The following is a 21,968-nucleotide window of genomic DNA, read 5'->3' as shown; positions in this document are numbered from 1 at the left end:
TCAATGTCCTTGGCTGGCCGAGCCCTTGCCGCCCTGACCGCCATCCGACGGATCATGCGGGTGGTGCTCGTTATAGTGCTCGAGCGCGGCATCCGGATCTTCCTTGTCGCCGGCGAACTTCGCGCGGATCACGACGAAGAACATCGGGATCATGAAGATAGCGAGGAAGGTCGCCGTCAACATCCCGCCGATCACGCCGGTACCGATCGCGTGCTGGCTTGCCGAACCTGCGCCGTTACTGATCGCGAGCGGCAGCACGCCGAGAATGAACGCGAGCGACGTCATCAGGATCGGACGCAGCCGCAGTCGCGCGGATTCGAGCGCGGCTTCGACCGGACCCATCCCCTGACCTTCCTGCAGTTCACGCGCGAACTCGACGATCAGAATCGCGTTCTTCGCCGACAGCCCCACCGTGGTCAACAAGCCGACCTGGAAGAACACGTCGTTCTCCAGCCCGCGCAGCGTCACGGCGAGCAGCGCGCCCAGCACGCCGAGCGGCACCACCATGATCACCGCGAACGGAATCGACCAGCTTTCGTACAGCGCCGCGAGACACAGGAACACGACGAGGATCGAGATGCCGTACAGGATCGGCGCCTGCGAACCGGACTGGCGTTCCTGGAACGACAGACCCGTCCATTGATAGCCGATACCCACCGGCAGCTTCGCCGCGATCGATTCCATCGCCGTCATCGCCTGGCCGGTACTCTTGCCCGGACCCGCCGCACCCTGGATTTCCACTGCGGAAATACCGTTGTAGCGTTCGAGCTTCGGCGAGCCGTAGGTCCAGTGGCCGGTGGCGAACGCGCTGAACGGCACCATCCCGCCCGCGCCGTTGCGCACGTACCAGATGTCCAGATCGTTCGGCGTCATCCGGAACGGTGCGTCGGCCTGCACGTAAACCTTCTTGATCCGGTTATCGGTGTCGAGGAAGTTGTTTACGTACTGCGACGCCCAGCCGATCGAGAACGTCTGGTCGATCGCCGATGCCGACACGCCGAGCGCCAGCGCCTTTTCGCGGTCGATGTCGACCTTGAACTGCGGCGTGTCGTTCAGCCCGTTAGGACGCACCTGTGCGAGCGACGGATCTTTCGCGGCCATCCCGAGCAACTGGTTACGCGCGGCCATCAGTGCTTCGTGGCCGAGGCCCGCACGATCCTGCAACTCGAAGTCGAAGCCCGACGCGGTCCCGAGTTCCGGAATCGACGGCGGATTGACCGGGAACACCAGTGCATCCTTGTACGACGCGAAGTGTCCGAACATCCGACCGACCAGCGCCTGGACCTTCTGGTCCGCGTGCTGACGTTCCGCGTAGTCCTTCATCCGCACGAACACGAGACCCGAGTTCTGCCCGCGACCCGCGAAGCTGAAACCGTTCACCGTGAACACCGACTCGACGATGCTCTTCTCGTCCTTCAGCAGATAGTCCGAGATGTTCGCAAGCGTGCGCGCGGTGGTTTCCTGCGTCGAACCGGCCGGCGTCTGCACGAGCACGAACATCGTGCCCTGATCTTCATCCGGCAGGAACGACTTCGGCAGCCGCACGAACAGCATCCCGACCGCGACGATCACCACCAGATAGATGATGAGCCAGCGGCCCGAACGCTTGATCACGTGGTGCACACCGCTGTGATACTTGTCGCGGCTCGCGTTGAACGTCCTGTTGAACCAGCCGAAGAAGCCCTTCTTCTCTTCGTGATGGCCGGCGGGAATCGGCTTGAGAATCGTCGCGCACAGCGCCGGCGTCAGAATCAACGCGACCAGCACGGACAGCACCATCGCGGCAACGATCGTCAGCGAGAACTGCCGATAGATCGCGCCCACCGAACCGCCCGAGAACGCAACCGGCACGAACACCGCCGACAGCACGAGCGCCACGCCGATCAGCGCGCCGGTGATCTGGTCCATCGCCTTGCGGGTCGCCTCTTTCGGCGATAACCCTTCCTCGGCCATCACCCGCTCGACGTTCTCGACCACCACGATCGCATCGTCGACCAGCAAGCCGATGGCGAGCACGAGACCGAACATCGACAGCACGTTGATCGAGAAACCGACCGCCGACATGATCGCGAACGTGCCCAGCAGCACGACCGGCACCGCGATGGTCGGAATCAGCGTCGCGCGCAGGTTCTGCAGGAACAGATACATCACGAGGAACACGAGGACGATACCTTCCAGCAGCGTCTTCACCACTTCCTCGATCGACAGCCGCACGAACGGCGTCGTGTCGTACGGATACTTCACGACGAGACCGTGCGGGAAGTACTTCGACAACTCGTCGATCTTCGCGCGCACAGCTTTCGCCGTCGCCAGTGCGTTCGCACCGGTGGCGAGCTGGATACCGAAGCCTGCCGTCGGCTGACCGTTGTACTTCGTATCGACGTTGTAGTTTTCGCCGCCGAGTTCGATACGCGCCACGTCGCGAATACGGACGCGCGAACCGTCCTGGTTCACCTTCAGCAGTACGTTGCCGAACTGCTCGGGCGTTTGCAGCAGCGTCGCTTCGGTGATGGTCGCCTGCAATGCCTGACCGTTCACCGCCGGTGTGCCGCCCAGCTGGCCGCCCGCGACCTGAACGTTCTGCGCCTGCAGTGCGTTCACGACGTCGACCGGCGTCAGACTGAAGTTGTTCAGCTTGTTCGCGTCGAGCCAGACCCGCATCGCGTACTGCGTACCGAACAGCGTCACCGTCCCCACGCCGTCGATCCGGCTGACCGGATCCTCGACGTTCGACGCAACGTAGTTAGCCAGGTCGTACTTCGACATGCTGCCGTCTTCGGACACGAACGCCATCACCAGCAGGAAGCTGGCGCTCGACTTCGTGACCTTCGTACCGAGCTGCTGCACGACCTGCGGCAGAAGCGGCGTCGCGAGCTGCAGCTTGTTCTGCACCTGCACCTGCGCGATGTCGGGGTTGGTGCCGGCCGCGAAGGTCAGCGTGATGGTTGCCGTACCGGAATCGTCAGACGTCGACGACAGATACAACAAGTGATCGAGACCGCTCATCTGCTGCTCGATCACCTGCGTGACGGTGTTTTCCACCGTCTTCGCCGATGCGCCCGGGTACGTTGCGCTGATCTGCACCGACGGCGGGGCGATGGTCGGGTACTGCGCGATCGGTAGCGTGAAGACCGACGCGACGCCCGCCAGCATCAGAATGATGGCGATCACCCATGCAAAAATCGGGCGATCGATAAAGAACTTTGCCATGAAACAGGCTCCCTGTTATTACGCGCCCGATGCGGCAGAGGCGGCTTGCGCCGGTTGCGCGCCCGATGCACCGGCAGCGGCCGACGCGGCCGGAGCACCCTGCGCGCCGCTCGCCGCGGGCGCACCCGCGACGGCTGCGCCGGAAGCAGGCGCAGCAGGCAACTGGGCGGGCACGGCTTTCACCTGCGCACCCGGATGAACCTTGTCGGTACCCTGGACGATCACGCGGTCGCCAGGATTCAGCCCGCTCTCGACGACCCAGTTCGTGCCTTGCGTTGCCGACGTCACGAGCGGACGCAGCTCGACCTTGTTCTCCGCGTTCACGACGAGCGCGGTTGCCTGACCCTTCTGGTCATGCGTCACGCCGATCTGCGGCACGATGAACGCGTTGTCGTTGACGCCTTCCTCGATGCGCGCGCGCACGAACATGCCAGGCAGCAGCACGTGGTTCGGGTTCGGGAAAATCGCCCGCACCGTTACCGAGCCGGTCGTCTGGTCGACGGTCACATCCGAGAACTGCAGCTTGCCGGGCGCCGCATACGTGCGGCCGTCCTCGAGGATCAGCGAGACCTTCGCGGCATCGGGACCGCTCGTCTTCAGACGGCCTTCCTGCACATCGCGACGGAACTTGAGGCCTTCGAGGCTCGACTGCGTGAGGTCGACGTAGACCGGATCGAGCTGCTGCACTGTCGACATCAGCGTCGCGGCGCTCGCCTGCACATACGCACCCGGCGTGACCTGCGAAATCCCGACCTGGCCGCTGATCGGCGAAATCACGTCGGTGTAGCCGAGGTTGATCTGCGCGGTGTCGACTGCAGCCTTGCCGGCCTGCACGTTCGCGGCGGCCTGGTCACGCGACGCGACCGCGTTGTCGTAGTCCTGCTTGCTGACCGCGTTGCCCGCGACCAGCACCTTGAAACGGGAGGCTTGCGCCGTCGTCGTCTTGAGGTTGGCTTCGGCGTTCGCGAGCGTCGCCTTCGCGTTGTTCAGCGCGGCGATGTACGGCGCCGGATCGATCTTGTACAGACGCTGACCGGCCTTGACCTGCGAACCTTCGGTGAATTCGCGACGCAGCACGATACCGTCGACCCGTGCGCGCACCTGCGCGACGAGGAATGCGTTGGTACGGCCCGGCAGTTCGCTCGTGACCGGCACGGACGTGGGCTGTACGGTGACAACGCCGACTTCCGGCGTTTGTTGCGGCGGTGCCGATTGTTTTTGTCCGCACGCCGCCAGCAGTACGGCAGCCGTCGCGGCAGTGATTAAGCGGAATGGAACCCGTTCGACGCGCATGGAGCGACCTCTGTCTATGACTGGGAGTGAAATAAGTGCGCGCATCCCACGCCCGGGGACGACGGCGCACGCACGCGTCTCTCGACGCCTGACCGGATAACCAGGATGCGCCACGAATACCGTGGGCTCCCGCGGCGACGCGTGCCAAACCTGAAAATGTCTCACCAGACGGCCTGCAAGCCGCCGATGAAAGCATTTGTTAAGACAACAGTGACGGATATTAACCGGTCATCACTGCTTGGGCTATCCGATCGCCGGGTGCTATTATAGATACATTCACGAATGCATGTAAAAGACGGTAGCTTCCCCCTCGCAGGCAGTCACAGCACGATCGTTCGTAGTTCGCTTAAAAAATGAACGATTTGTGGCGACCCGCGCTTAAAAGCACCAGGGAAATCCCGTAGTCACCGCAGGTCAACGACATGGTCCGACGAACCAAGGAAGAGGCACTGGAGACCCGCGCCAGCATCCTCGATGCCGCGGAACAGGTCTTCTTCGAGAAGGGCGTCTCGCGCACCTCGCTTGCCGACATCGCGCAGGCGGCCGGCGTCACGCGCGGCGCAATCTACTGGCACTTCGCCAACAAGGGCGATCTGTTTACCGAGATGTTCGACCGCGTGCTGCTGCCGCTCGACGAGTTGCAGGCGGCATCGCTCGATCCGCAGGAAGCCGATCCGCTCGGTCGGCTGGTCGAAATCTGCACGATGTGTCTGCGCGACACGGCGAACGATTCGCGGCGCCGGCGCGTGTTCGACATCCTGTTTCTGAAGTGCGAGTTCGTCGAGGAAATGGGCCCGGTGATGGCGCGCTACCAGAACAACATGCGCGACGCACTGGCCAATATCGCGGGCGGCTTGCGCAACGCGATCTCGAAAGGCCAGTTGCCGGCCGATCTCGATACGTCGCGCGCGGCGACGCTGCTGCATGCGTTCGTCGGCGGTTCGCTGCGCGACATGCTGATGTTGCCCGAAGCCACCGACTACGGCCGGCACGCGCAGCAACTCGTCGATGGGGTGTTCGATGCGTTGCGGTTGAGTCCTGCGTTGCGTACCGGTGGCGTAAGCGCCGATGTTGCCGCTGCTCCGCTCGCTCCATTGGAATAGCGCGGCGTTACGAATGCCGCAGACTCACCCTGCAGCGAGTGTGGCGCGCGCCTTCTGGTTCGACGCGTAGATCCCGCCGCGTTCGAGCGGCACGCCGCCCTGTAGCGCTGCGATCCATGCATCGGTTGTCGCGACCGCCGCGAAGCGCGAGTGCAGCACGACGCTGAACACGCGATGAATCTCCTCCGCGCTCGCCAACCCCGCGCTGTTTTCGTACGGCACGCTGCCGGTCGCGTCCGCCAGGAATTCGACGGTCAGGCCCGCGTGCAGCGCATGGTTGATCGTCGACGCATCGCAGTTGTGCGTCATGTAGCCGACCACGGTCAGCGTGTCGACGTTGCGTTCGGCGAGCCAGCCGGCGAGACCCGTCTCCTCGGTCCACGCGCTCGGCACCGTCTTCGTCACGAGATGATCGTGCTCGCGCGACGCAACCACCTGATGCAGTTCCGCGCCGACGCTGCCGCGCGCGAACAGCGGCGATGTTTCGGGTGCGAGGTTTTGCACGAGCACGATCGGCACACCGGCTGCGCGCGCCGCATCCATCGCGCGGCCGATATTCGCAAGCGACGTCTGCACGTCGGGATATTCGATCAGCAGGTTGCCGGTCACGTATTCGTTCTGCACGTCGATCACGATCAACGCGCGCTTGGGGCTGGCCATCAAAAGAGTCCTTGTCAGCAGGGATAAAAGGCACAACAGAGCGCCACAGGATAGCGAGCGTATCGCTCGCGTTCCATTCGCGCAGCAACAGAAGTAACGCGGCTCCGCTCAATCCAGCGAAAGCCAGTGTGCGCCATACAGCAGCAGCGCCACGAAGAAGATCATCACGCCCCACGCCCACATCGGCACACTGTGCGGATCGTCGCGATGAGAAACGCTCTGCGACGCGCGCGTGCCCAGCAGCGTCCCCGCCGCGCGCGGACCATGCGGCGCGCCAGGTTCGCGCGACCGCGTGCGACGCGCCCCGCTGCCGAAGCCGATCGGCCGCAAAAACACATGCTGACGACGATGTGCCTCACCGCTCGCCCGGTTCGGCCCCTGGCCGTGCTTCGCCTGCACGACCGCGCAAAACTCGGTGAAGAAATCGTCGGCCAGTTCGTGTAGCGCGTTTTCGATCTGCCGAGGCGGCAGTTCGGCGAGCGGTCCCGTCAGCGTCGCCCACACCGAATAGTCGATCCGCGTGCCGGGCTGCTGACCGTTCGTCGTGGCGGTCGCATCGCCGTCCGCACGCAGCGTCACACCGATCTGGCCGCGCAATGCACCGATCGCATCGGTACGCGCCTTGAAGTTCAGCGTGCGCTGGGACAGTCCGGTCGCTGTCGCTTCTTCGCCGGCGATGTGTGCACGCACCGCATAGCGCGCGCGCAGCGGACCGAGCGGCACCGTCAACGTGAGCGCATATTCGCCATGCGCGAGGCGTTCGAACGATTCGCAGTTGTCGAGACTCGCGCGCAGCAGCGCGAGGTCCTGCAGCGCATCGCGGACGTCAGCCAGCGCGAGCGGAATCCTCAACGCGTCGTTCAGTTCCATGACCGCTCCCCCGATAAACGCACGCCGCCCGGATCAGGAAGTCTGATCGATGCGGTCGACGCGCGATGCGTAAAACGCCAGGTACCCCCTGATCTGCTGGACCGCTTCGAACGGGGTCTCATAGCTCCAGACGGCGTTTTCGACGACGCCGTTCTCGGTGCGCAGATGGAAGTACGAGGCGTCGCCCTTGTGCGGACAATGCGACGTATGGGTCGACCGTTCGAGCCGCGCCATGTTGACGTCGGCGCTCGGAAAATAGAACACGTCGGGCAAGCCGGTTTCGCTTAGCGTCAGCGCGGCCTGCGTGTCGGCGACCGTGACGCCAAAATGAATCACCCGCACGCGCCGACGGTTCGGCGCGATCTCGATGCGATGCGCGGCGCCCGTGTCGGCGTCGGCCCCGCATGGGCTGCCGGAACGGTCATCGGAGGTCGGGGCGTCGCTCATCAGAGTGCTCCGCAAAGCGGTTGAAAACCGATGCTGGTCGCCGCGACGAACACCGCGCCGCCATGCATCGGCCCAAGAAAAAAGCCACGGGGGCTACCCGTGGCTTCATTATCGGCGAAACTCATGTCGGCTGCGCGGCTTTGCGCAGCCTCGCGAGATGGGTCAAACCCTCACTGCGTGGTCCAGTAGAAGGCTGCTTTCGCGGTGCCCTTCGCCGGCACGGTGATCGCCTTCGTCTGGTCGCGGTCCTTGTACGCCGCGTGAACCGTATAGCGTCCCGGGCTCAGGCGAACCAGCATGTACGGTCCGCGCGACGTTGCAGTCAGTACGTCGCCGTTGTGCGCATCGACGATCCGCACGTGGACGTCGGCGAGGAAATCGGAGCCGGGACCGGTGAAGCGCAGCGACAGCGGCCAGCTGCTTTGCGCGTGCTGCAACGCTTTCGACTCGTCCTGTCCCACACCGCCGGACGTGTACGCGACGTTACCCTGATGCTGCACCTGCGGCAGACCACCGCCGTTCGTGTTGCCGGCGCTCGTCTGATCGGTCGTCGTGCCGCCGCTGACGTCGCTCGCCTGCGCATACGCGCCGCCTGCGACACCGAGACCGAGCGTCAGCAGCGCCGCCATCGTGCCCGCGACGAACTTGCCGCGTGTGTTGCCCAATGCGCTGCCGGGTTGAGTGTTCTGTTGGTTCATCGCTTCGCTCCTTCTTCAGGTCGACTGGTCCGGCTCGCTTGAAGCTATAACGCAATGAACTGCGGCAAGCCGGATCGAGGTCCGTTCGAAAACGTCCGGAAACAAGGGTGGATGCAACCGCCGTGCCCGACGCGATGCTGCACTGCACTTTCCGCATTCACCGCATTCGCCGCATTCGCCGCGTCGGCACTGGAACCGCTTCAACACCCCGCCGCGTGAACCGGGCGGTGCGGCAGGCCGTACCCATCCGGTAAGAACCGCCGCGGCCGCGGAAAATTTACCGTCCGGGCCGCGGCCTTCGTGCGTCCGGTCAGCCGAGGTCGACCGGCACGAAGATCTGCGCATCGTCACGCTGGATCAGCAACGCGATGCTGCTGCCCGCCTGCGCGATCATCTGCTTCAACTGATCGACGCTCGTCACCGGACGGCCGTTGACCGCGAGAATCACGTCGCCCGGCTGGATGCCCGCGTTTGCGGCGGGACCGCCGGCCTGCTGCACGAGCAGACCGTGCGACAGCGACGCACTGCTCTTTTCCTGCGGCGTGAGCGCCCGCACCGCGACACCGAGACGGCCTTGCATCTGCGCGGGCGAATTACCGTCCGCCGACGCCGTCTTCGCATCGCCAAGCGCGCCGATCGTCACCTTCAGATCCTTCGTCGCCTTGTCACGCCACACCTGCACGGTGGCCGTGCTGCCCGGCTTCAGCCCGGCGACCTGCGACGGCAGATCCGACGAATCGCTCACCGGCGTACCGTTCACCGACAAGATCACGTCGCCCGGTTGCAGACCCGCCTTCGCGGCCGGACCGGATGCATCGACCGAGCTGACGAGCGCGCCTTGCGGCGTCTTCATGCCGAACGAGTTCGCGAGCGTCTGGTTCATCGACTGCACGGCGACGCCGAGACGGCCGCGGCTCACGTGACCCGTCTTTACGAGTTCGTCCTTGACCTTGATCGCCTCGTTGATCGGAATCGCGAACGACAGCCCCTGGAAGCCGCCGGTCTGCGAGTAGATCATCGAGTTGATGCCGATCACTTCGCCTTGCAGGTTGAACAGCGGTCCACCCGAGTTACCCGGATTCACCGGCACGTCGGTCTGGATGAACGGCGTGTAGTTCTCGTTCGGCAGCGAGCGCGACTTCGCGCTGATGATGCCGGACGTCACCGTGTTGTCGAAGCCGTACGGCGAACCGATCGCGACGACCCACTGACCGACCTTGCTTTGACGCGGATCGCCGATCTTCACCGTAGGCAGATTGTTCGCGTCGATCTTCAGCACCGCGACGTCCGACTGCTTGTCGGAGCCGACGACTTTCGCGCGGTATTCGCGCTTGTCGGTGAGCTTCACGGTGACGACGTTCGCGCCGTCGACGACGTGCGCATTGGTCAGGATATAACCGTCGCTGCTGACGATGAAGCCCGAGCCGAGACTCGCGCTCGGTTGATCCGAAGCGTCACCGCCGTCGCCGCCCTGCATGCCCGGCACGTTGCCGAAGAAGTGACGGTAGAACTGGTAGAACGGATCGCTCGGATCGATCGGCAGCTGCTGCATGTTGCCGCGCTGCGCAACCTGCTTCACGACGTGCTTCGCGCTGATGTTGACGACCGCCGGGCCATACGTTTCGACAAGACCGGAGAAATCGGGAATGCCGGTTTTCGCGGCGGCTTCCGCAGGCATCATCGCGGCCTGCGCCGGCGAGATGACCTGCGGTGCGGGCACGTTGCGGTGACCCGCGACGTAGCCGGCGGAGAGCGCCACCGCGACAGCTACGGCAACGGCGCCACGGGACAGGGATTTCGCTTTGATCGCGTTCATCGTGTGCTCCTGCAAAGGATTGCTTTTTCGATGAAACGAAGACTACGTGCCATCGCTTAAAGGAGTCTTAAACAGGTTACGAAGCGAAAATCGCAGGGCTTTCGGGTGTTTTCGCGTAGCTGTCGATAGGCTTGCTATCGATGTGTGGGCGTATGTGCGAGCGGGTTTGCGATGTACGAGTGACCTGTATGCCACGTGCGTGTGACACGCGTACGCGATGTGCGTCGATGCACTCGCATCGACACGCACCGACGTGCACGCGCATCGTCAGAAACGCACCGTCACGAGCAAACCGCCCGACGGCGCTTCACCCAGCGTCACCGACGCACGCTGCTGCATCGCGATGCGCTTCACGATCGCGAGACCGAGTCCGCTGCCGGCGACGTCGGTGCGTTCGCGCGTAGCACCGGACCCGACGCGATAGAACCGATCGAACACACGCTCACGCTCGTCGACCGGAATGCCTGGCCCGCTGTCCGCAATGCGCACGACCGGATGCCCTTCCTCGACCTTCAGGCTCACGTCGACCCGTCCACCCGACGGCGTGTACTTGGTCGCGTTATCGAGCAGATTGTTCAGCATCACGCGCAGCGTCTGCGCGTCGGCGATCACCGTTGCGGGCTCGCTGCCTTCGATGCCGAGATCGACGTCGCGTTGCTGCGCGAGCGGCACGTACGTCGTCACGCATTCGTCGAGCAGTGCATGCAGATCGACGGCTTTCGACGTGACTGGACCATCCGGTTCCGCGCGTGCGAGTGCGAGCAGCTGTTCGGCGAGACGCGTCGCGCGCGTGATGCCCGACTGCAGATCGGCGAGCGCTTCGCTGCGCGTGGCGTCGTCGCGTGCGCGTGCGACGAGCTGCGACTGGATCTGCACCGCCGCGAGCGGCGTACGCAACTCGTGCGCGGCATCGGCGACGAAAGCCTTCTGCGTGTCGAGCGCGATCGCGAGCCGATCGAGCAGCGCATTGAGCGCGCGCACGAGCGGCTGCACTTCGAGCGGCAGTCGCGCATCGGGCAATGGATCGAGCGCTTCGGGATGCCGCGTGTCGAGCGCACCGGCAACCCGTCGCAGCGGCGCGAGCCCACGTCCGACGACACCCCACACCGCTACGCCGAGCAGCGGCAGCAGCACGATCAGCGGCCACAGCGTGCGCAGCGCGACGTTCGCCGCGAGCCGGTTGCGCACCGACACGGGCTGCGCAAGCTGCACGACGTTATCGCCGACGATCGCGCCGTACACGCGCCAGTCGCCGCGCTCGGTCTTCTCGGTCGAGAAGCCGAGTTCCGCGCGCGGCGCGAGCGGCGCACGCGGATGCGAGTAGTACATCAACACGCCGTTGCGATTCCAGATCTGCAGCACGATGCCTTCGTCACCGGTATCGCGCGAGCTGAGGATCTGCGAGAACGGTTCCGCGGGCAACGCGGCCGCAATCTCCTGCAACTGGTAATCGAACAGCTCGTTGGCTTCGGCGAGCGCCTGACGGTAGATCAGCCACCCCGCGACACCGAGACCGAACATCACAATGGCAAGCAGCCAGAACAGCAATTGACGACGAATCGAACGCATCGGCTCAGGCTTCCTTCGCGATCATGTAGCCAAGGCCGCGCACGTTGCGGATCAGGTCGGCGCCGAGCTTCTTGCGCAGCGCGTGGATGTAGACCTCGACGGTATTGCTGCCGATCTCTTCGCCCCAGCCGTACATCTTTTCTTCGAGCTGGCTCTTCGACAGCACGGCGCCGGGCCGCGCGAGCAGCGCTTCGAGCAGCGCGAATTCGCGCGCGGACAACGCGATCGGCGAACCGTCGAGCGTCACCTGATGGCCGGTCGGATCGAGCGTCAGCGCGCCGTAGCGAACGATCGACTCGCTGCGTCCGGCTTGCCGACGGATCAGCGCACGCATCCGCGCGCCGAGTTCGTCGAGATCGAACGGCTTCACGAGGTAGTCGTCGGCGCCCGCGTCGAGACCCTTCACGCGATCGGCGACCGCATCACGCGCGGTGACGATCAGCACCGGCAGCGCATGGCCGCGCGCGCGCAGCGTGCGCAGCACATCGAGACCGTCGCGCTTCGGCAGGCCGAGGTCGAGCAGCAGCAGATCGTAAGGTTCGCCGGACGCGGCGCTCAACGCCGCCTCGCCGTCCTGCACCCAGTCGACCGCGAAGCCTTCGCCGCGCAGCGCCTTGCGCACGCCCTCGGCAATCATCCGGTCGTCTTCGACAAGCAGTATGCGCATGGCACGCAGGTTCCATATCGTTGCGAATGTCCGCATTCTAGCGCCCGCGCTTCGTTGCGCACGTCGCGTCGCTTTTTCAACGCAGCATCGCGGCATGTCTCTACAATGTGCGCTTTCGCTCGCTATGGGTGCCGTGAAGCTGCGTCCGACGCAGCTTCGTGCCTTCGATACCCGCCCCGCACGTCCAGGTTTTTATGACTCACGCTTTCGCTTCGCTGTCGCGCGCTTTCAGCCTCTATCGTTCCCGTGTCGCACGCACGGGGGCTTCTACTCTTCCCTGCATATCGACTGATGCCACGCCTGGCGCCGCCACGCATCGCACTGCTGTCGCCGCCACCGCCATTGCACTCGCCTGCGTCGCGCTCGTCGCCGCGCCGCCCGCGCACGCGCGGATCAAGGCGAAGCATCCGGCCGTCAACGTCACCACCGTATTGCCGCCTCAGGTGATGGCCGGACTGCAGCGTGCGCACGTGCCGCTGTCGGCGATCAGCGTGGTCGTCGAGAAAGTGGGCGACACGACGCCGATCGTCGCGCTGAACGCCGGCAAACCGATGCTGCCCGCATCGACGATGAAGCTCGTCACCACGTGGTCGGGTCTGTCGCTGCTCGGCCCCGATTACCGCTGGCGCACGAGCGCGTACGCCGACGGCACGCTCGACGCGAACGGCGTGCTGCACGGCAATCTGTACATCCAGGGCACCGGCGATCCGAAGCTCGTCCCCGAAGAACTGATCGACCTCGTGCAGAAAATCCATCAGGCGGGGATCAAGGGAATCGACGGCGGACTGGTGCTCGACAAGCGCTACTTCGACGCGTCGACACGCGATCTGCCGCCATTCGACGACGACATCACCGCGCCGTACAACGTCGGTCCCGATCCGTTGCTGTACGCGTTCAAGTCGCTGTCGTTCACGCTGACGCCGGCCCCGGACGGCAGCGTCGCGATCGACGTGCTGCCCGCGCTCGCGCAGTTGCAGATCGAAAACCAGTTGCACGCGAGCAGCGGTCCGTGCCGTGGCGAAGGCGCGGCGCTCGCGCCGAGCGTGACGCCGACGCAGAACGGCACGGTCGTCGCATCGTTTGCCGGCGACTATCCGCTGCGCTGCGGACCGCGCACGATCAACGTCGCGGTGCTCGATCACTCGGCGTTCTTCGCGGGCGGGTTCCTCGCGCTGTGGCAGCAAACGGGCGGCACGTTCAACGGCGCGACGCGCGAAGGCGCCGTGCCCGCCGATGCGAAGCTCGTCGCGACGCATCAGGGCCCGCCGCTCGGCGACATCGTTCGCGACATCAACAAGTTCAGCAACAACACGATGGCGCGCAACCTGTTCCTGACGATCGGCGCGGTCGCGGCGAAACCGCCGGCGACCCCCGCGAAATCGGCGCACGCAATCGAAGCGTTCCTGTCGCGCAGTGCATTGCCGATCGACGACCTGTCGCTCGACAACGGCTCGGGCCTGTCGCGCGACGAGCACGTCACCGCGCTGCTGCTCGCCGATCTGCTGCAGGCGGCGAACGCGAGTCCGGTCGCGCAGGTGTTCGTCGATTCGCTGCCCGTCGTCGGCGTGGACGGCACGATGCGCAACCGGCTCACCACGCAGCCGGTGGTCGGCAACGCGCACATCAAGACCGGCACGCTGCGCGATGTGCGCGCGATCGCGGGCTACGTCGCGGCCGCGGACGGTGTCAGCTATGTGGTCGTGAGTCTGATCAACAGTCCGCACGCGGAAGCGGCACGCGCCGCGCACGACTCGCTGCTCGAATGGGTCTATCAGGGTGCGTCGATGGAACTCGCGCCCGAGCCCTCCGAAGAACCGCGCAAGAAAGCGACCGGCAAGACCAGGAAAAACCCGCATCGCCGCGGCGCTCACTGACACGCACCGACGCCCGTCGAAGTTTCCTTCTAGCGATGCCGGGTTCTGCGTCGTAATGGAGCGTGTACGCTGTCGGGCAGTGTTCGACGGCCCTTCGCGCTGCATCTCATAAAGCGTTCATCACGCTCATCTGAAACGTCCCGCCGCGCGACAGCGCCGCATTCCGCCAGGGTCCGTCGAACGATAACGACAACGTCTGCCCATTCGCGCATCGCGATTTGCTGCGGCAGCCAGGGACCAGGGAGGAAGACGCTCATGCGATTCGATGCCGAATTGCTTCTGCTCGCGATGGCACCGGTGTTTCTCGCCTGCATCGGCTGGGAAGCGTGGCACCTGCATCGCACGCGACCCGGCGCCGCGATGTATAGCTGGCGCGACCTGCTGTGCAACGGGACGCTCGCGCTGATGCACCAGGGCGCCGACAAGATCGCGTGGTTCTTCGTCATTCCCGTCTACGCGTACGTCTATTCGCACTGGCGCTTTTACACGTGGCACGCGGGCTGGCTGTCGTTCGTCGTCCTGTTCGTCGCGCAGGATCTGCTCTATTACGTCTTTCATCGCTGCAGCCATCGCGTGCGCTGGCTGTGGGCCGCGCACGTCGTGCATCACTCGTCGGAGCGGATGAATTTCTCCACTGCATTCCGGCAGAGCCTGATGTACCCGATCGCCGGCATGTGGGCGTTCTGGCTGCCGCTTGCCGTGCTCGGCTTTCCGCCGCAGCAGATCGTCGCGATCGTGCTGATCAATCTCGCGTTCCAGTTTTTCGTGCACACGCAGGCGATCGGCCGGCTCGGCTGGCTCGAGTACGTGCTCAATACGCCGTCGATCCATCGCGTCCACCACGCGCGCAACGACCGCTACCTCGATCGTAACTACGCGGGCGTGCTGGTGATCTGGGATCGAATGTTCGGTAGCTACGTCGACGAGGATCCGCACGATGCGCCGGTGTACGGCATCGTCGAGCCGCTCGGTTCTTACAACCCGCTGAAGGCGACGTTCCACGAATGGGCGTCGATGTTTGCCGACGTCGCGCAGGTGCGCGGCTGGCGCAACAAGCTGCGCGCGCTGTTCGCGCCGCCGGCATGGGCGGCGCGCTATCACGTCGAGCGGGCCGAGGCGGCATCCAGCGTCGTTCCCGATGCGGGAAACGGTACGTCGCAGCGTTCGGTCGGGGTCTGAAAGCACCGGAACTAGAGGGAAACGACGACACGAAGGTGTTTCAAACATCGCGCGTATCGGAGAAGATTCTGTAAGCTGTCGTCACGCTGCCAAAACGGCGGACACGGCCCGCACAGATGGCCATGGCCATACGGACATACGAGGAGACGAAGTCGACATGAAACAGAAGAAATCACACAACCGGGGTCTTACGCGCACCGCACAAATCGCCATGGCGGCTGCCGCGTTTGCACTGCTCGCCGCGTGCGGCGGCGGCGACGACAACAATTCGAACAGCAGCGCGACACCCGCGGGCGGCGTCAAATTGCAGGTCGTGTCGTTCGGCGACAGCCTGTCCGACGTCGGCACGTATTCACCGGTCGTACTCGCCAATTTCGGCGGCGGCCGCTTCACGACGAACCCGGGCGAAATCTGGGCGCAGAAAGTCGCCGAATACTACGGCGGTACGCTGACGCCGGCCTATCTCGGCGGCTTCGGTCAGCCGCTGCAGGCATCGACGGGCCTTGGCTACGGACAGGGCGGCTCGCGCGTGACGGACCCGAACGGCATCGGCCACGCAGCAGCACCGCTGCCCGACTACGCGCAGGCCACCACGGTGCCGATCGTCACGCAGATGCAGAACTATCTGTCGGCCCACACGAGCTTCAACGCGAACCAGCTGGTGCTGATCAACGGCGGCGCGAACGACATCTTCTTCCAGGCCGCAGTCGTGCAGGCGACGATCGCAGCAGCCGTCGCGGCCGGCGCCGATCCGGCCACCGCGCAAACCCAGGCAGTCAACGCGGCGGTGCAGGCAATCGGCCTCGCGGCGACGCAGCTCGTGCAGAACGTGATTGCACCGGCGCTTCAGAACGGTGCGACGCACGTGGTCGTATCGAACGTGCCTGATATCGCGCAGACGCCGCAAGGTCTGTCGGGTGGTGCATCCGGACAGCAGCTGTTTGCGGGCCTCGTGTCGGCGTTCAACCAGACGCTGATCGGCACGCTGAACGCGACGGGTCTCGCGAGCAAGGTGGTCTACGTGCAGGCTGACACGTGGCAGGACGGCATCCTGGCGAACTACCAGGCGAACGGCTTCACGGTGTCGAACACGGGCACCGCGTGCAACCTGACCGCGATGGCCGCGGCGGCGCAGAAGTTCGGCTTGCCGAATCCGTCGTCGTTTGCATCGTCGCTGTTCTGCTCGCCGGACACGTACACGGTCGCGAATGCGGATCAGACGTATATGTTCGCGGACACCGTTCACCCGACGACGCATCTGCATGCGCTGTTTGCACAGCAGGTTGAGAAGCAGATTGCGGCTTCGGGTCTTGGCAAGTGATGTTGATGTGAGGCGTGTGCGGCGTGCGCGTGTGTTGCTGTTGCGCGCCGTGCGGCTCAAAGTAAAAAACCCGGTCAGCGATGGCCGGGTTTTTTGTTTGCGGGACGCGTATGTGGAAATGCGGTCGTCGGAGATGGGCGCTCGACGTCCAGAACGCCGTCACACCTCGCAATCGAATCGCTTCAGGACAACGCCTCGAACGCCGCAGCCGCTCTTCCAAGCCGATCGTTCACCGCGATCCATTCGATCGTATCAGGCAGCTTCTCGATCAAAATCCGCGCGACGTTCGCACGATCGAGCGCGCGCAGCAGCCCATACAGTTCGCGCGCATACGCATGCGGATCTTCCGGCGCAGCGACAAAATGCACGCCGTCCGCACTCGCCCACGCGCCCGCTCGCGACGCACGCGCAACGAGTGCGACACGCTCGCCCGCAGCACGCGCGGCGAGCAAAGGCTCGAGCGCACCGAACGGCAGCAGAGCAAGCGGCGTCTGCGGCGCATAGTGCGCCTTCAGCGTCCCCGACGCGCGCGGCGCCGTTGCATCCGAGCCATCAGGCAAACGCGGCGCTTCGCCGAGCACGTTCGCAATGTCCTGCGGTGTCACGTGACCGGGCCGCAGCAATGCAGGAAATCCACGCGACAGATCGACGATCGTCGATTCGATCCCGACGTCGGACGCGCCGCCGTCGAGCACATGAATCGCACCGCCAAATTCGTCGCGCACGTGTTGAGCAGTAGTCGGGCTCACGTGACCGAAGCGGTTCGCCGACGGCGCCGCGACACCGCCGCGACCGCCGCGACGCGCGACGAATGCCGACAGCAACGCCTGCGCGACCGGATGCGACGGACAACGCAGTCCAACCGAATCCTGTCCGCCGCTGACCGCCGCTGGAATATGCGCGGCACGCTTCAAAATCAGCGTGAGCGGACCTGGCCAGAACGCGTCGATCAGCTTGAGCGCATCGGGCGGCAGATGATCGACCCAGTAACCCGGATCGCCATGCGGCGCGAGATGCACGATCACCGGATGATTCGCCGGCCGACCCTTCGCCTCATAGATCCGCGCGACCGCCTGCGGACTCTCAGCGTCACCGCCCAGGCCATACACGGTCTCGGTCGGAAACGCGACGAGTTCGCCCGCATCGAGCAGCGCGGCTGCGTGCTCGATGTCCGCCGTACTAACGGAAGAGGAAGAAGCGTCGGCTGCGTGTTTCGGATCGATCGGCATGAAGGAGCGAGTCAAAAAACCGCGCGTCAGCCGACTGCGATATGCAGCAGCCGCGCGCAATCGCGTGCTGCGGTACGCGCTTCATCGAGCGTCGCCGCAGTGAAGTTCACGTGACCCATCTTGCGGCCAGGACGCGCTTCTTCCTTGCCGTACAGATGCAGCCGCGCGGCGGGCATCGCCGCGACTTCGTGCCACGGCGGCGTGACGGGCGCACTGCCCTTCGCATCGCCAGCCGCATCGGGAAACCACACGTCGCCGAGGATGTTCAGCATCACCGCCGGCGAATGCTGGCGCGGGTCGCCGAGCGGCATGCCGGTCATCGCGCGTACCTGCTGTTCGAACTGGCTCGTCGCGCATGCGTCGACCGTGTAGTGGCCGGAGTTGTGCGGACGCGGCGCCATCTCGTTCGCGACCAGCGAACCGTCGTCGAGAATGAAAAACTCGACGCACAGCACGCCGACATAGCCGAGCTTCGCGGCAATCTGCAGCGCTGCCTGTTGCGCCTGCTCGACGAGCATCGCATCTGCGTCCGGCGCGGGCACGATCGTATGCGCGAGCACGCCGTCGCGATGTGTGTTCTGCGCGAGCGGATAGACAGCCGTCGTACCGGTCGCGCCACGCGCGATCAACGCGGACACTTCGAACTTCAACTGCAAACGCTTTTCGAGCACGCACGGTACACCACCGAGCGACGCATGCGCAGCGCGCGCGTCGGCTGCATTCGTCACGCGCACCTGGCCCTTGCCGTCGTAGCCGAGCCGCGCGGTCTTGAGGATGCCGGGCAATACAGCGTCGAGCGTCGCGTCGTCGAGTGCAGCAAGCGCATCCGACGACTCGATCACGACATGCGGCGCCACCGGCACACCCGACGATGCGATAAAACGCTTCTCCTCGATACGATCCTGCGCGATCGCGACGCAGCGCCCCGCAGGACTCACGAACGTCGTGCGCGCGAGAAAGTCGAGGCTCGCGGCCGGCACGTTCTCGAATTCCGTCGATACGGCCGCGCACAGTCGCGCGAGGTCGGTCAGCGCGGCTTCGTCGTCGTAGGCTGCGCGCAGATGGCGGTCGGCGACGGAACCGGCGGGACTGGTCTCGTCCGGATCGAGCACCGCGACGCGGTAGCCCATCGCCTGGGCGGCGAAGCAGAACATGCGGCCGAGCTGGCCGCCGCCGACCATGCCAAGCCATGCGCCGGGCAGAATCGGGGAAACCGGGGTGTTGTCTGGATTCATCTCAGTGGTCGGTCGCGGCTGCGCGCAACGTGAAGCGCACAACCGGGGTCACGGGGGCGGCCATCGTAACGACAGCCCGCCAATGCTAAAAGCAGTTATAGAGCAGGCAGCACCATCGCATGCGCCACCTGGTTCTGCCGCACGCGGAACGCAGCAAGCTTGTCCGCGTAATCGGTCGACGTGCCGGACAGCAGCGACACCGCGAACAGCGCCGCATTCGCCGCGCCCGCTTCGCCGATCGCGAACGTCGCGACGGGTACGCCCTTCGGCATCTGCACGATCGAATGCAGCGAATCGACGCCCTTCAGATACTTGCCCGCGACCGGCACGCCGAGCACCGGCACCGTCGTCTTCGCGGCGAGCATGCCGGGCAGATGCGCCGCGCCGCCCGCGCCCGCGATGATCGCGCGCAGGCCGCGCTCGCGCGCGCTTTCGGCGTACGCGAACATCTCATCGGGCATCCGGTGCGCCGAGACGACCCGCGCTTCGTACGGCACGCCGAACTCCTGCAGAATCGCAACCGCGTGCTTCATCGTCTCCCAGTCGGAACTGGAGCCCATCAGCACACCGACGATCGGCGCGGCATGCGTGTGGACGGTCTGAACTTCGCTCATCGTGCCTGGTTCCCTGTTCGCTATGCGCGGCCGTTAAGCCAGCTTCTGGCCGGTGAGCCGCTCGAGCGCTTCCTGATACTTCTCGCTCGTCTTCGCGATCACGTCGTCGGGCAGCTTCGGTGCCGGCGGTGTTTTCGGCCACGGCTGGCTTTCGAGCCAGTCGCGCACGAACTGCTTGTCGAACGACGGCGGGTTCGTGCCGACCTGATATTCGTCGGCGGGCCAGAAGCGCGACGAATCGGCGGTCAGCGCTTCGTCCATCAGGAACAGTTCGCCGCGGTTGTCGAGACCGAATTCGAACTTCGTGTCCGCGATGATGATGCCGCGCGTCGCCGCGTATTCGGCGGCGGCTTCGTACAGCTTGATCGAGATGCTGCGGATCGTCGCCGACAGTTCGGTGCCGATGCGGCGCTCCATCTCGTCGTACGTGATGTTCTCGTCGTGATGACCCAGCTCGGCCTTCGCGGCCGGCGTGAAGATCGGCTCCGGCAGCTTCTGCGCGTTCTGCAGACCCGTCGGCAGTTGCACGCCGCACACCGAACCGGTGGCCTGATAGTCCTTCCAGCCGCTGCCCGCGAGATAACCGCGCACCACCGCTTCGACGAGAATCGGCTCGAGCCGCTTCACGACAACGGCGCGACCCTTCACCTGATCGACCTCGTCGGGTGCGACAACCGATTCCGGCGCGATGCCGGTGGTGTGGTTCGGCACGATGTCCTTCAGACGCTCGAACCAGAAGTCGGCCATCTGGTTCAGCACGCGACCCTTGGCCGGAATCGGCTCGCCCATCACGACGTCGAATGCGGACAGTCGGTCCGTCGTGACGATCAGCAGTTTGTCGTTGCCGACCGCGTAGTTGTCGCGGACCTTGCCGCGGCCGAGCAGCGGCAGCGAGCGGAGCGTGGATTCGTAGAGGGTGGACATCGTCGTGATTCGCCTAAAGTGGGGCCCGGGGCGGGACAAAACGGCTCGGAACCGTAAAAACCGAATGTAATCAAAAAGCTAAACGCCGTTCCCCGGATCATGCGGGAACGGCGAGACTGAGGCAACCGACTCGCCGGCACGAGACCGGCAAGTCGGCAAAACCGGTATTTTAGCGGACGACCTGCGCGAGCTCGCCGCTCTTGTACTTCTCGGCCATCTTGTCGAGCGCGAGCGGCTTGATCTTGCCTGCCTGACCTTCGCAGCCGAACGCGACGTAGCGGTCGATACACACCTTCTTCGCCGCTTCGCGCGCGGGCTTCAGGAAATCGCGCGGATCGAACTTCGCCGGGTTCTCGATGAAGTAACGGCGGATCGCACCGGTGATCGCGAGACGCAGGTCGGTATCGATGTTGATCTTGCGCACGCCATACTTGATGCCTTCCTGGATTTCCTCGACCGGCACGCCATACGTTTCCTTCATGTCGCCGCCGAACTCGCGGATTTCCGCGAGCAGTTCCTGCGGCACCGACGACGAACCGTGCATCACCAGGTGCGTGTTCGGAATGCGCGCGTGGATTTCCTTGATGCGCGAGATCGACAGGATGTCGCCGGTGGGCTTCTTCGAGAACTTGTACGCGCCGTGCGACGTGCCGATCGCGATTGCGAGTGCATCGCAGTGCGTGAGCTTGACGAAATCGGCGGCCTGCTCGACGTCGGTGAGCAGCTGCTCGCGCGTCATCGTGCCTTCGGCGCCGTGGCCGTCTTCCTTGTCGCCCTTCATCGTTTCCAGCGAGCCGAGCACGCCGAGTTCGGCCTCGACCGTGACGCCGATCGAATGCGCCATCTCGACCACCTTGCGCGACACGTCGACGTTGTACTCGTACGATGCGACCGTCTTGCCGTCAGCGGTCAGCGAACCGTCCATCATCACGCTGGTGAAGCCGCTGCGGATCGCCGCCATGCACACCGCCGGGGACTGCCCGTGATCCTGGTGCATCACGACCGGAATGTGCGGATACGACTCGACGGCCGCTTCGATCAGATGACGCAGGAATGGCTCGCCCGCATATTTGCGTGCACCCGCCGACGCCTGCATGATCACCGGTGCACCGACCTGGTCGGCCGCGGCCATGATCGCCTGCACCTGCTCCAGATTGTTCACGTTGAAGGCCGGCAGGCCGTAGCCGTTTTCGGCGGCATGATCCAGCAACTGACGCATTGAAACGAGAGGCATAGTGATACTCCTATGATTTGAAACG

18 protein-coding genes are annotated in these 21,968 nt (G+C 64.7%); 4 read left to right on the top strand and 14 right to left on the bottom strand.

The genetic code is table 11. The annotated features are described in order from the left end of the window. Together E1748_RS12560 and E1748_RS12555 are read right to left on the bottom strand one after the other, a co-directional pair. Positions 1-3,210, bottom strand: a complete 3,210-nt coding sequence (locus E1748_RS12560; protein ID WP_133647567.1) for an efflux RND transporter permease subunit — start codon at positions 3,208-3,210, stop codon at positions 1-3. Between the two features lie 18 nt (positions 3,211-3,228). Beyond that, on the bottom strand, positions 3,229-4,503 hold the full coding sequence (locus E1748_RS12555) for an efflux RND transporter periplasmic adaptor subunit (RefSeq protein WP_133647566.1): 1,275 nt from the start codon (positions 4,501-4,503) through the stop codon (positions 3,229-3,231). A gap of 422 nt (positions 4,504-4,925) precedes the next feature. Here E1748_RS12555 and E1748_RS12550 point away from each other — a divergent pair, with 422 nt between their 5' ends. Continuing rightward, positions 4,926-5,606, top strand: a complete 681-nt coding sequence (locus E1748_RS12550; RefSeq protein WP_133647565.1) for a TetR family transcriptional regulator — start codon at positions 4,926-4,928, stop codon at positions 5,604-5,606. A gap of 24 nt (positions 5,607-5,630) precedes the next feature. Here E1748_RS12550 and E1748_RS12545 read toward each other — a convergent pair whose 3' ends face one another. From E1748_RS12545 to E1748_RS12515, 7 genes are all read right to left on the bottom strand, one after another. Beyond that, positions 5,631-6,266, bottom strand: a complete 636-nt coding sequence (locus E1748_RS12545) for a cysteine hydrolase family protein (RefSeq protein WP_133647564.1) — start codon at positions 6,264-6,266, stop codon at positions 5,631-5,633. Positions 6,267-6,374: 108 nt separating this feature from the next. Then, positions 6,375-7,136, bottom strand: a complete 762-nt coding sequence (locus tag E1748_RS12540; protein WP_133647563.1) for an SRPBCC family protein — start codon at positions 7,134-7,136, stop codon at positions 6,375-6,377. 33 nt (positions 7,137-7,169) lie between these two features. Beyond that, entirely contained in the window at positions 7,170-7,583 is a 414-nt protein-coding gene (locus E1748_RS12535; RefSeq protein WP_133647562.1) for a DUF427 domain-containing protein, read from the bottom strand. Between the two features lie 170 nt (positions 7,584-7,753). After that, positions 7,754-8,212: a carboxypeptidase regulatory-like domain-containing protein gene (locus tag E1748_RS12530; RefSeq protein ID WP_133649337.1), complete on the bottom strand. Its 459-nt coding sequence runs from the start codon at positions 8,210-8,212 to the stop codon at positions 7,754-7,756. Positions 8,213-8,591: 379 nt separating this feature from the next. Next, positions 8,592-10,088: a DegQ family serine endoprotease gene (locus tag E1748_RS12525; RefSeq protein WP_133649336.1), complete on the bottom strand. Its 1,497-nt coding sequence runs from the start codon at positions 10,086-10,088 to the stop codon at positions 8,592-8,594. 276 nt (positions 10,089-10,364) lie between these two features. After that, positions 10,365-11,666: an ATP-binding protein gene (locus E1748_RS12520; protein WP_133647561.1), complete on the bottom strand. Its 1,302-nt coding sequence runs from the start codon at positions 11,664-11,666 to the stop codon at positions 10,365-10,367. A gap of 4 nt (positions 11,667-11,670) precedes the next feature. Then, positions 11,671-12,333, bottom strand: coding sequence for a response regulator (locus tag E1748_RS12515; protein WP_133647560.1), 663 nt, complete (start codon positions 12,331-12,333; stop codon positions 11,671-11,673). A 194-nt stretch (positions 12,334-12,527) separates the two neighbouring features. Here E1748_RS12515 and dacB point away from each other — a divergent pair, with 194 nt between their 5' ends. The 3 genes from dacB (at position 12,528) to E1748_RS12500 (ending at position 16,707) form a co-directional block, all read left to right on the top strand. Beyond that, complete coding sequence (gene dacB / locus E1748_RS12510) at positions 12,528-14,207, top strand: D-alanyl-D-alanine carboxypeptidase/D-alanyl-D-alanine endopeptidase (protein ID WP_133647559.1); 1,680 nt, start codon at positions 12,528-12,530, stop codon at positions 14,205-14,207. A 255-nt stretch (positions 14,208-14,462) separates the two neighbouring features. Further along, the gene (locus E1748_RS12505; protein WP_133647558.1) at positions 14,463-15,386 is read left to right on the top strand and encodes a sterol desaturase family protein; all 924 of its coding nucleotides are present in this window, start codon (positions 14,463-14,465) and stop codon (positions 15,384-15,386) included. Between the two features lie 157 nt (positions 15,387-15,543). Further along, positions 15,544-16,707, top strand: coding sequence for an SGNH/GDSL hydrolase family protein (locus E1748_RS12500; RefSeq protein ID WP_133647557.1), 1,164 nt, complete (start codon positions 15,544-15,546; stop codon positions 16,705-16,707). A gap of 182 nt (positions 16,708-16,889) precedes the next feature. On the opposite strand, the gene E1748_RS12495 is transcribed toward E1748_RS12500, so the two are convergent. The 5 genes from E1748_RS12495 to fba all read right to left on the bottom strand — a co-directional run bounded on the left by E1748_RS12495 (position 16,890) and on the right by fba (position 21,943). Beyond that, complete coding sequence (locus E1748_RS12495; protein ID WP_133647556.1) at positions 16,890-17,936, bottom strand: L-threonylcarbamoyladenylate synthase; 1,047 nt, start codon at positions 17,934-17,936, stop codon at positions 16,890-16,892. Between the two features lie 26 nt (positions 17,937-17,962). Further along, positions 17,963-19,171 (bottom strand): 5-(carboxyamino)imidazole ribonucleotide synthase, encoded by a 1,209-nt coding sequence (locus E1748_RS12490; protein WP_133647555.1) that lies wholly within the window; start codon positions 19,169-19,171, stop codon positions 17,963-17,965. Between the two features lie 95 nt (positions 19,172-19,266). Next, entirely contained in the window at positions 19,267-19,785 is a 519-nt protein-coding gene (gene purE / locus E1748_RS12485; protein WP_133647554.1) for a 5-(carboxyamino)imidazole ribonucleotide mutase, read from the bottom strand. Between the two features lie 33 nt (positions 19,786-19,818). Further along, positions 19,819-20,709: a phosphoribosylaminoimidazolesuccinocarboxamide synthase gene (locus tag E1748_RS12480; protein ID WP_133647553.1), complete on the bottom strand. Its 891-nt coding sequence runs from the start codon at positions 20,707-20,709 to the stop codon at positions 19,819-19,821. Between the two features lie 169 nt (positions 20,710-20,878). After that, the gene (fba, locus tag E1748_RS12475) at positions 20,879-21,943 is read right to left on the bottom strand and encodes a class II fructose-bisphosphate aldolase (RefSeq protein ID WP_133647552.1); all 1,065 of its coding nucleotides are present in this window, start codon (positions 21,941-21,943) and stop codon (positions 20,879-20,881) included. Positions 21,944-21,968: the final 25 nt, after the last annotated feature.

Source organism: Paraburkholderia flava (genome assembly GCF_004359985.1).
Lineage (GTDB): Bacteria > Pseudomonadota > Gammaproteobacteria > Burkholderiales > Burkholderiaceae > Paraburkholderia > Paraburkholderia flava.
The sequence above is the reverse complement of the archived record's forward strand: the minus strand, read 5'-3'. Positions and strand labels throughout refer to the sequence as shown.

Excerpts from the sequence above, each read along its gene's own strand:
- E1748_RS12560 (WP_133647567.1), bottom strand. The coding sequence starts at position 3,210 with ATGGCAAAGTTCTTTATCGATCGCCCGATTTTTGCATGGGTGATCGCC.
- E1748_RS12555 (WP_133647566.1), bottom strand. The coding sequence starts at position 4,503 with ATGCGCGTCGAACGGGTTCCATTCCGCTTAATCACTGCCGCGACGGCT.
- E1748_RS12550 (WP_133647565.1), top strand. The coding sequence starts at position 4,926 with ATGGTCCGACGAACCAAGGAAGAGGCACTGGAGACCCGCGCCAGCATC.
- E1748_RS12545 (WP_133647564.1), bottom strand. The coding sequence starts at position 6,266 with ATGGCCAGCCCCAAGCGCGCGTTGATCGTGATCGACGTGCAGAACGAA.
- E1748_RS12540 (WP_133647563.1), bottom strand. The coding sequence starts at position 7,136 with ATGGAACTGAACGACGCGTTGAGGATTCCGCTCGCGCTGGCTGACGTC.
- E1748_RS12535 (WP_133647562.1), bottom strand. The coding sequence starts at position 7,583 with ATGAGCGACGCCCCGACCTCCGATGACCGTTCCGGCAGCCCATGCGGG.
- E1748_RS12530 (WP_133649337.1), bottom strand. The coding sequence starts at position 8,212 with ATGGCGGCGCTGCTGACGCTCGGTCTCGGTGTCGCAGGCGGCGCGTAT.
- E1748_RS12520 (WP_133647561.1), bottom strand. The coding sequence starts at position 11,666 with ATGCGTTCGATTCGTCGTCAATTGCTGTTCTGGCTGCTTGCCATTGTG.
- E1748_RS12515 (WP_133647560.1), bottom strand. The coding sequence starts at position 12,333 with ATGCGCATACTGCTTGTCGAAGACGACCGGATGATTGCCGAGGGCGTG.
- dacB (WP_133647559.1), top strand. The coding sequence starts at position 12,528 with ATGACTCACGCTTTCGCTTCGCTGTCGCGCGCTTTCAGCCTCTATCGT.
- E1748_RS12505 (WP_133647558.1), top strand. The coding sequence starts at position 14,463 with ATGCGATTCGATGCCGAATTGCTTCTGCTCGCGATGGCACCGGTGTTT.
- E1748_RS12500 (WP_133647557.1), top strand. The coding sequence starts at position 15,544 with ATGAAACAGAAGAAATCACACAACCGGGGTCTTACGCGCACCGCACAA.
- E1748_RS12495 (WP_133647556.1), bottom strand. The coding sequence starts at position 17,936 with ATGCCGATCGATCCGAAACACGCAGCCGACGCTTCTTCCTCTTCCGTT.
- E1748_RS12490 (WP_133647555.1), bottom strand. The coding sequence starts at position 19,171 with ATGAATCCAGACAACACCCCGGTTTCCCCGATTCTGCCCGGCGCATGG.
- purE (WP_133647554.1), bottom strand. The coding sequence starts at position 19,785 with ATGAGCGAAGTTCAGACCGTCCACACGCATGCCGCGCCGATCGTCGGT.
- E1748_RS12480 (WP_133647553.1), bottom strand. The coding sequence starts at position 20,709 with ATGTCCACCCTCTACGAATCCACGCTCCGCTCGCTGCCGCTGCTCGGC.
- fba (WP_133647552.1), bottom strand. The coding sequence starts at position 21,943 with ATGCCTCTCGTTTCAATGCGTCAGTTGCTGGATCATGCCGCCGAAAAC.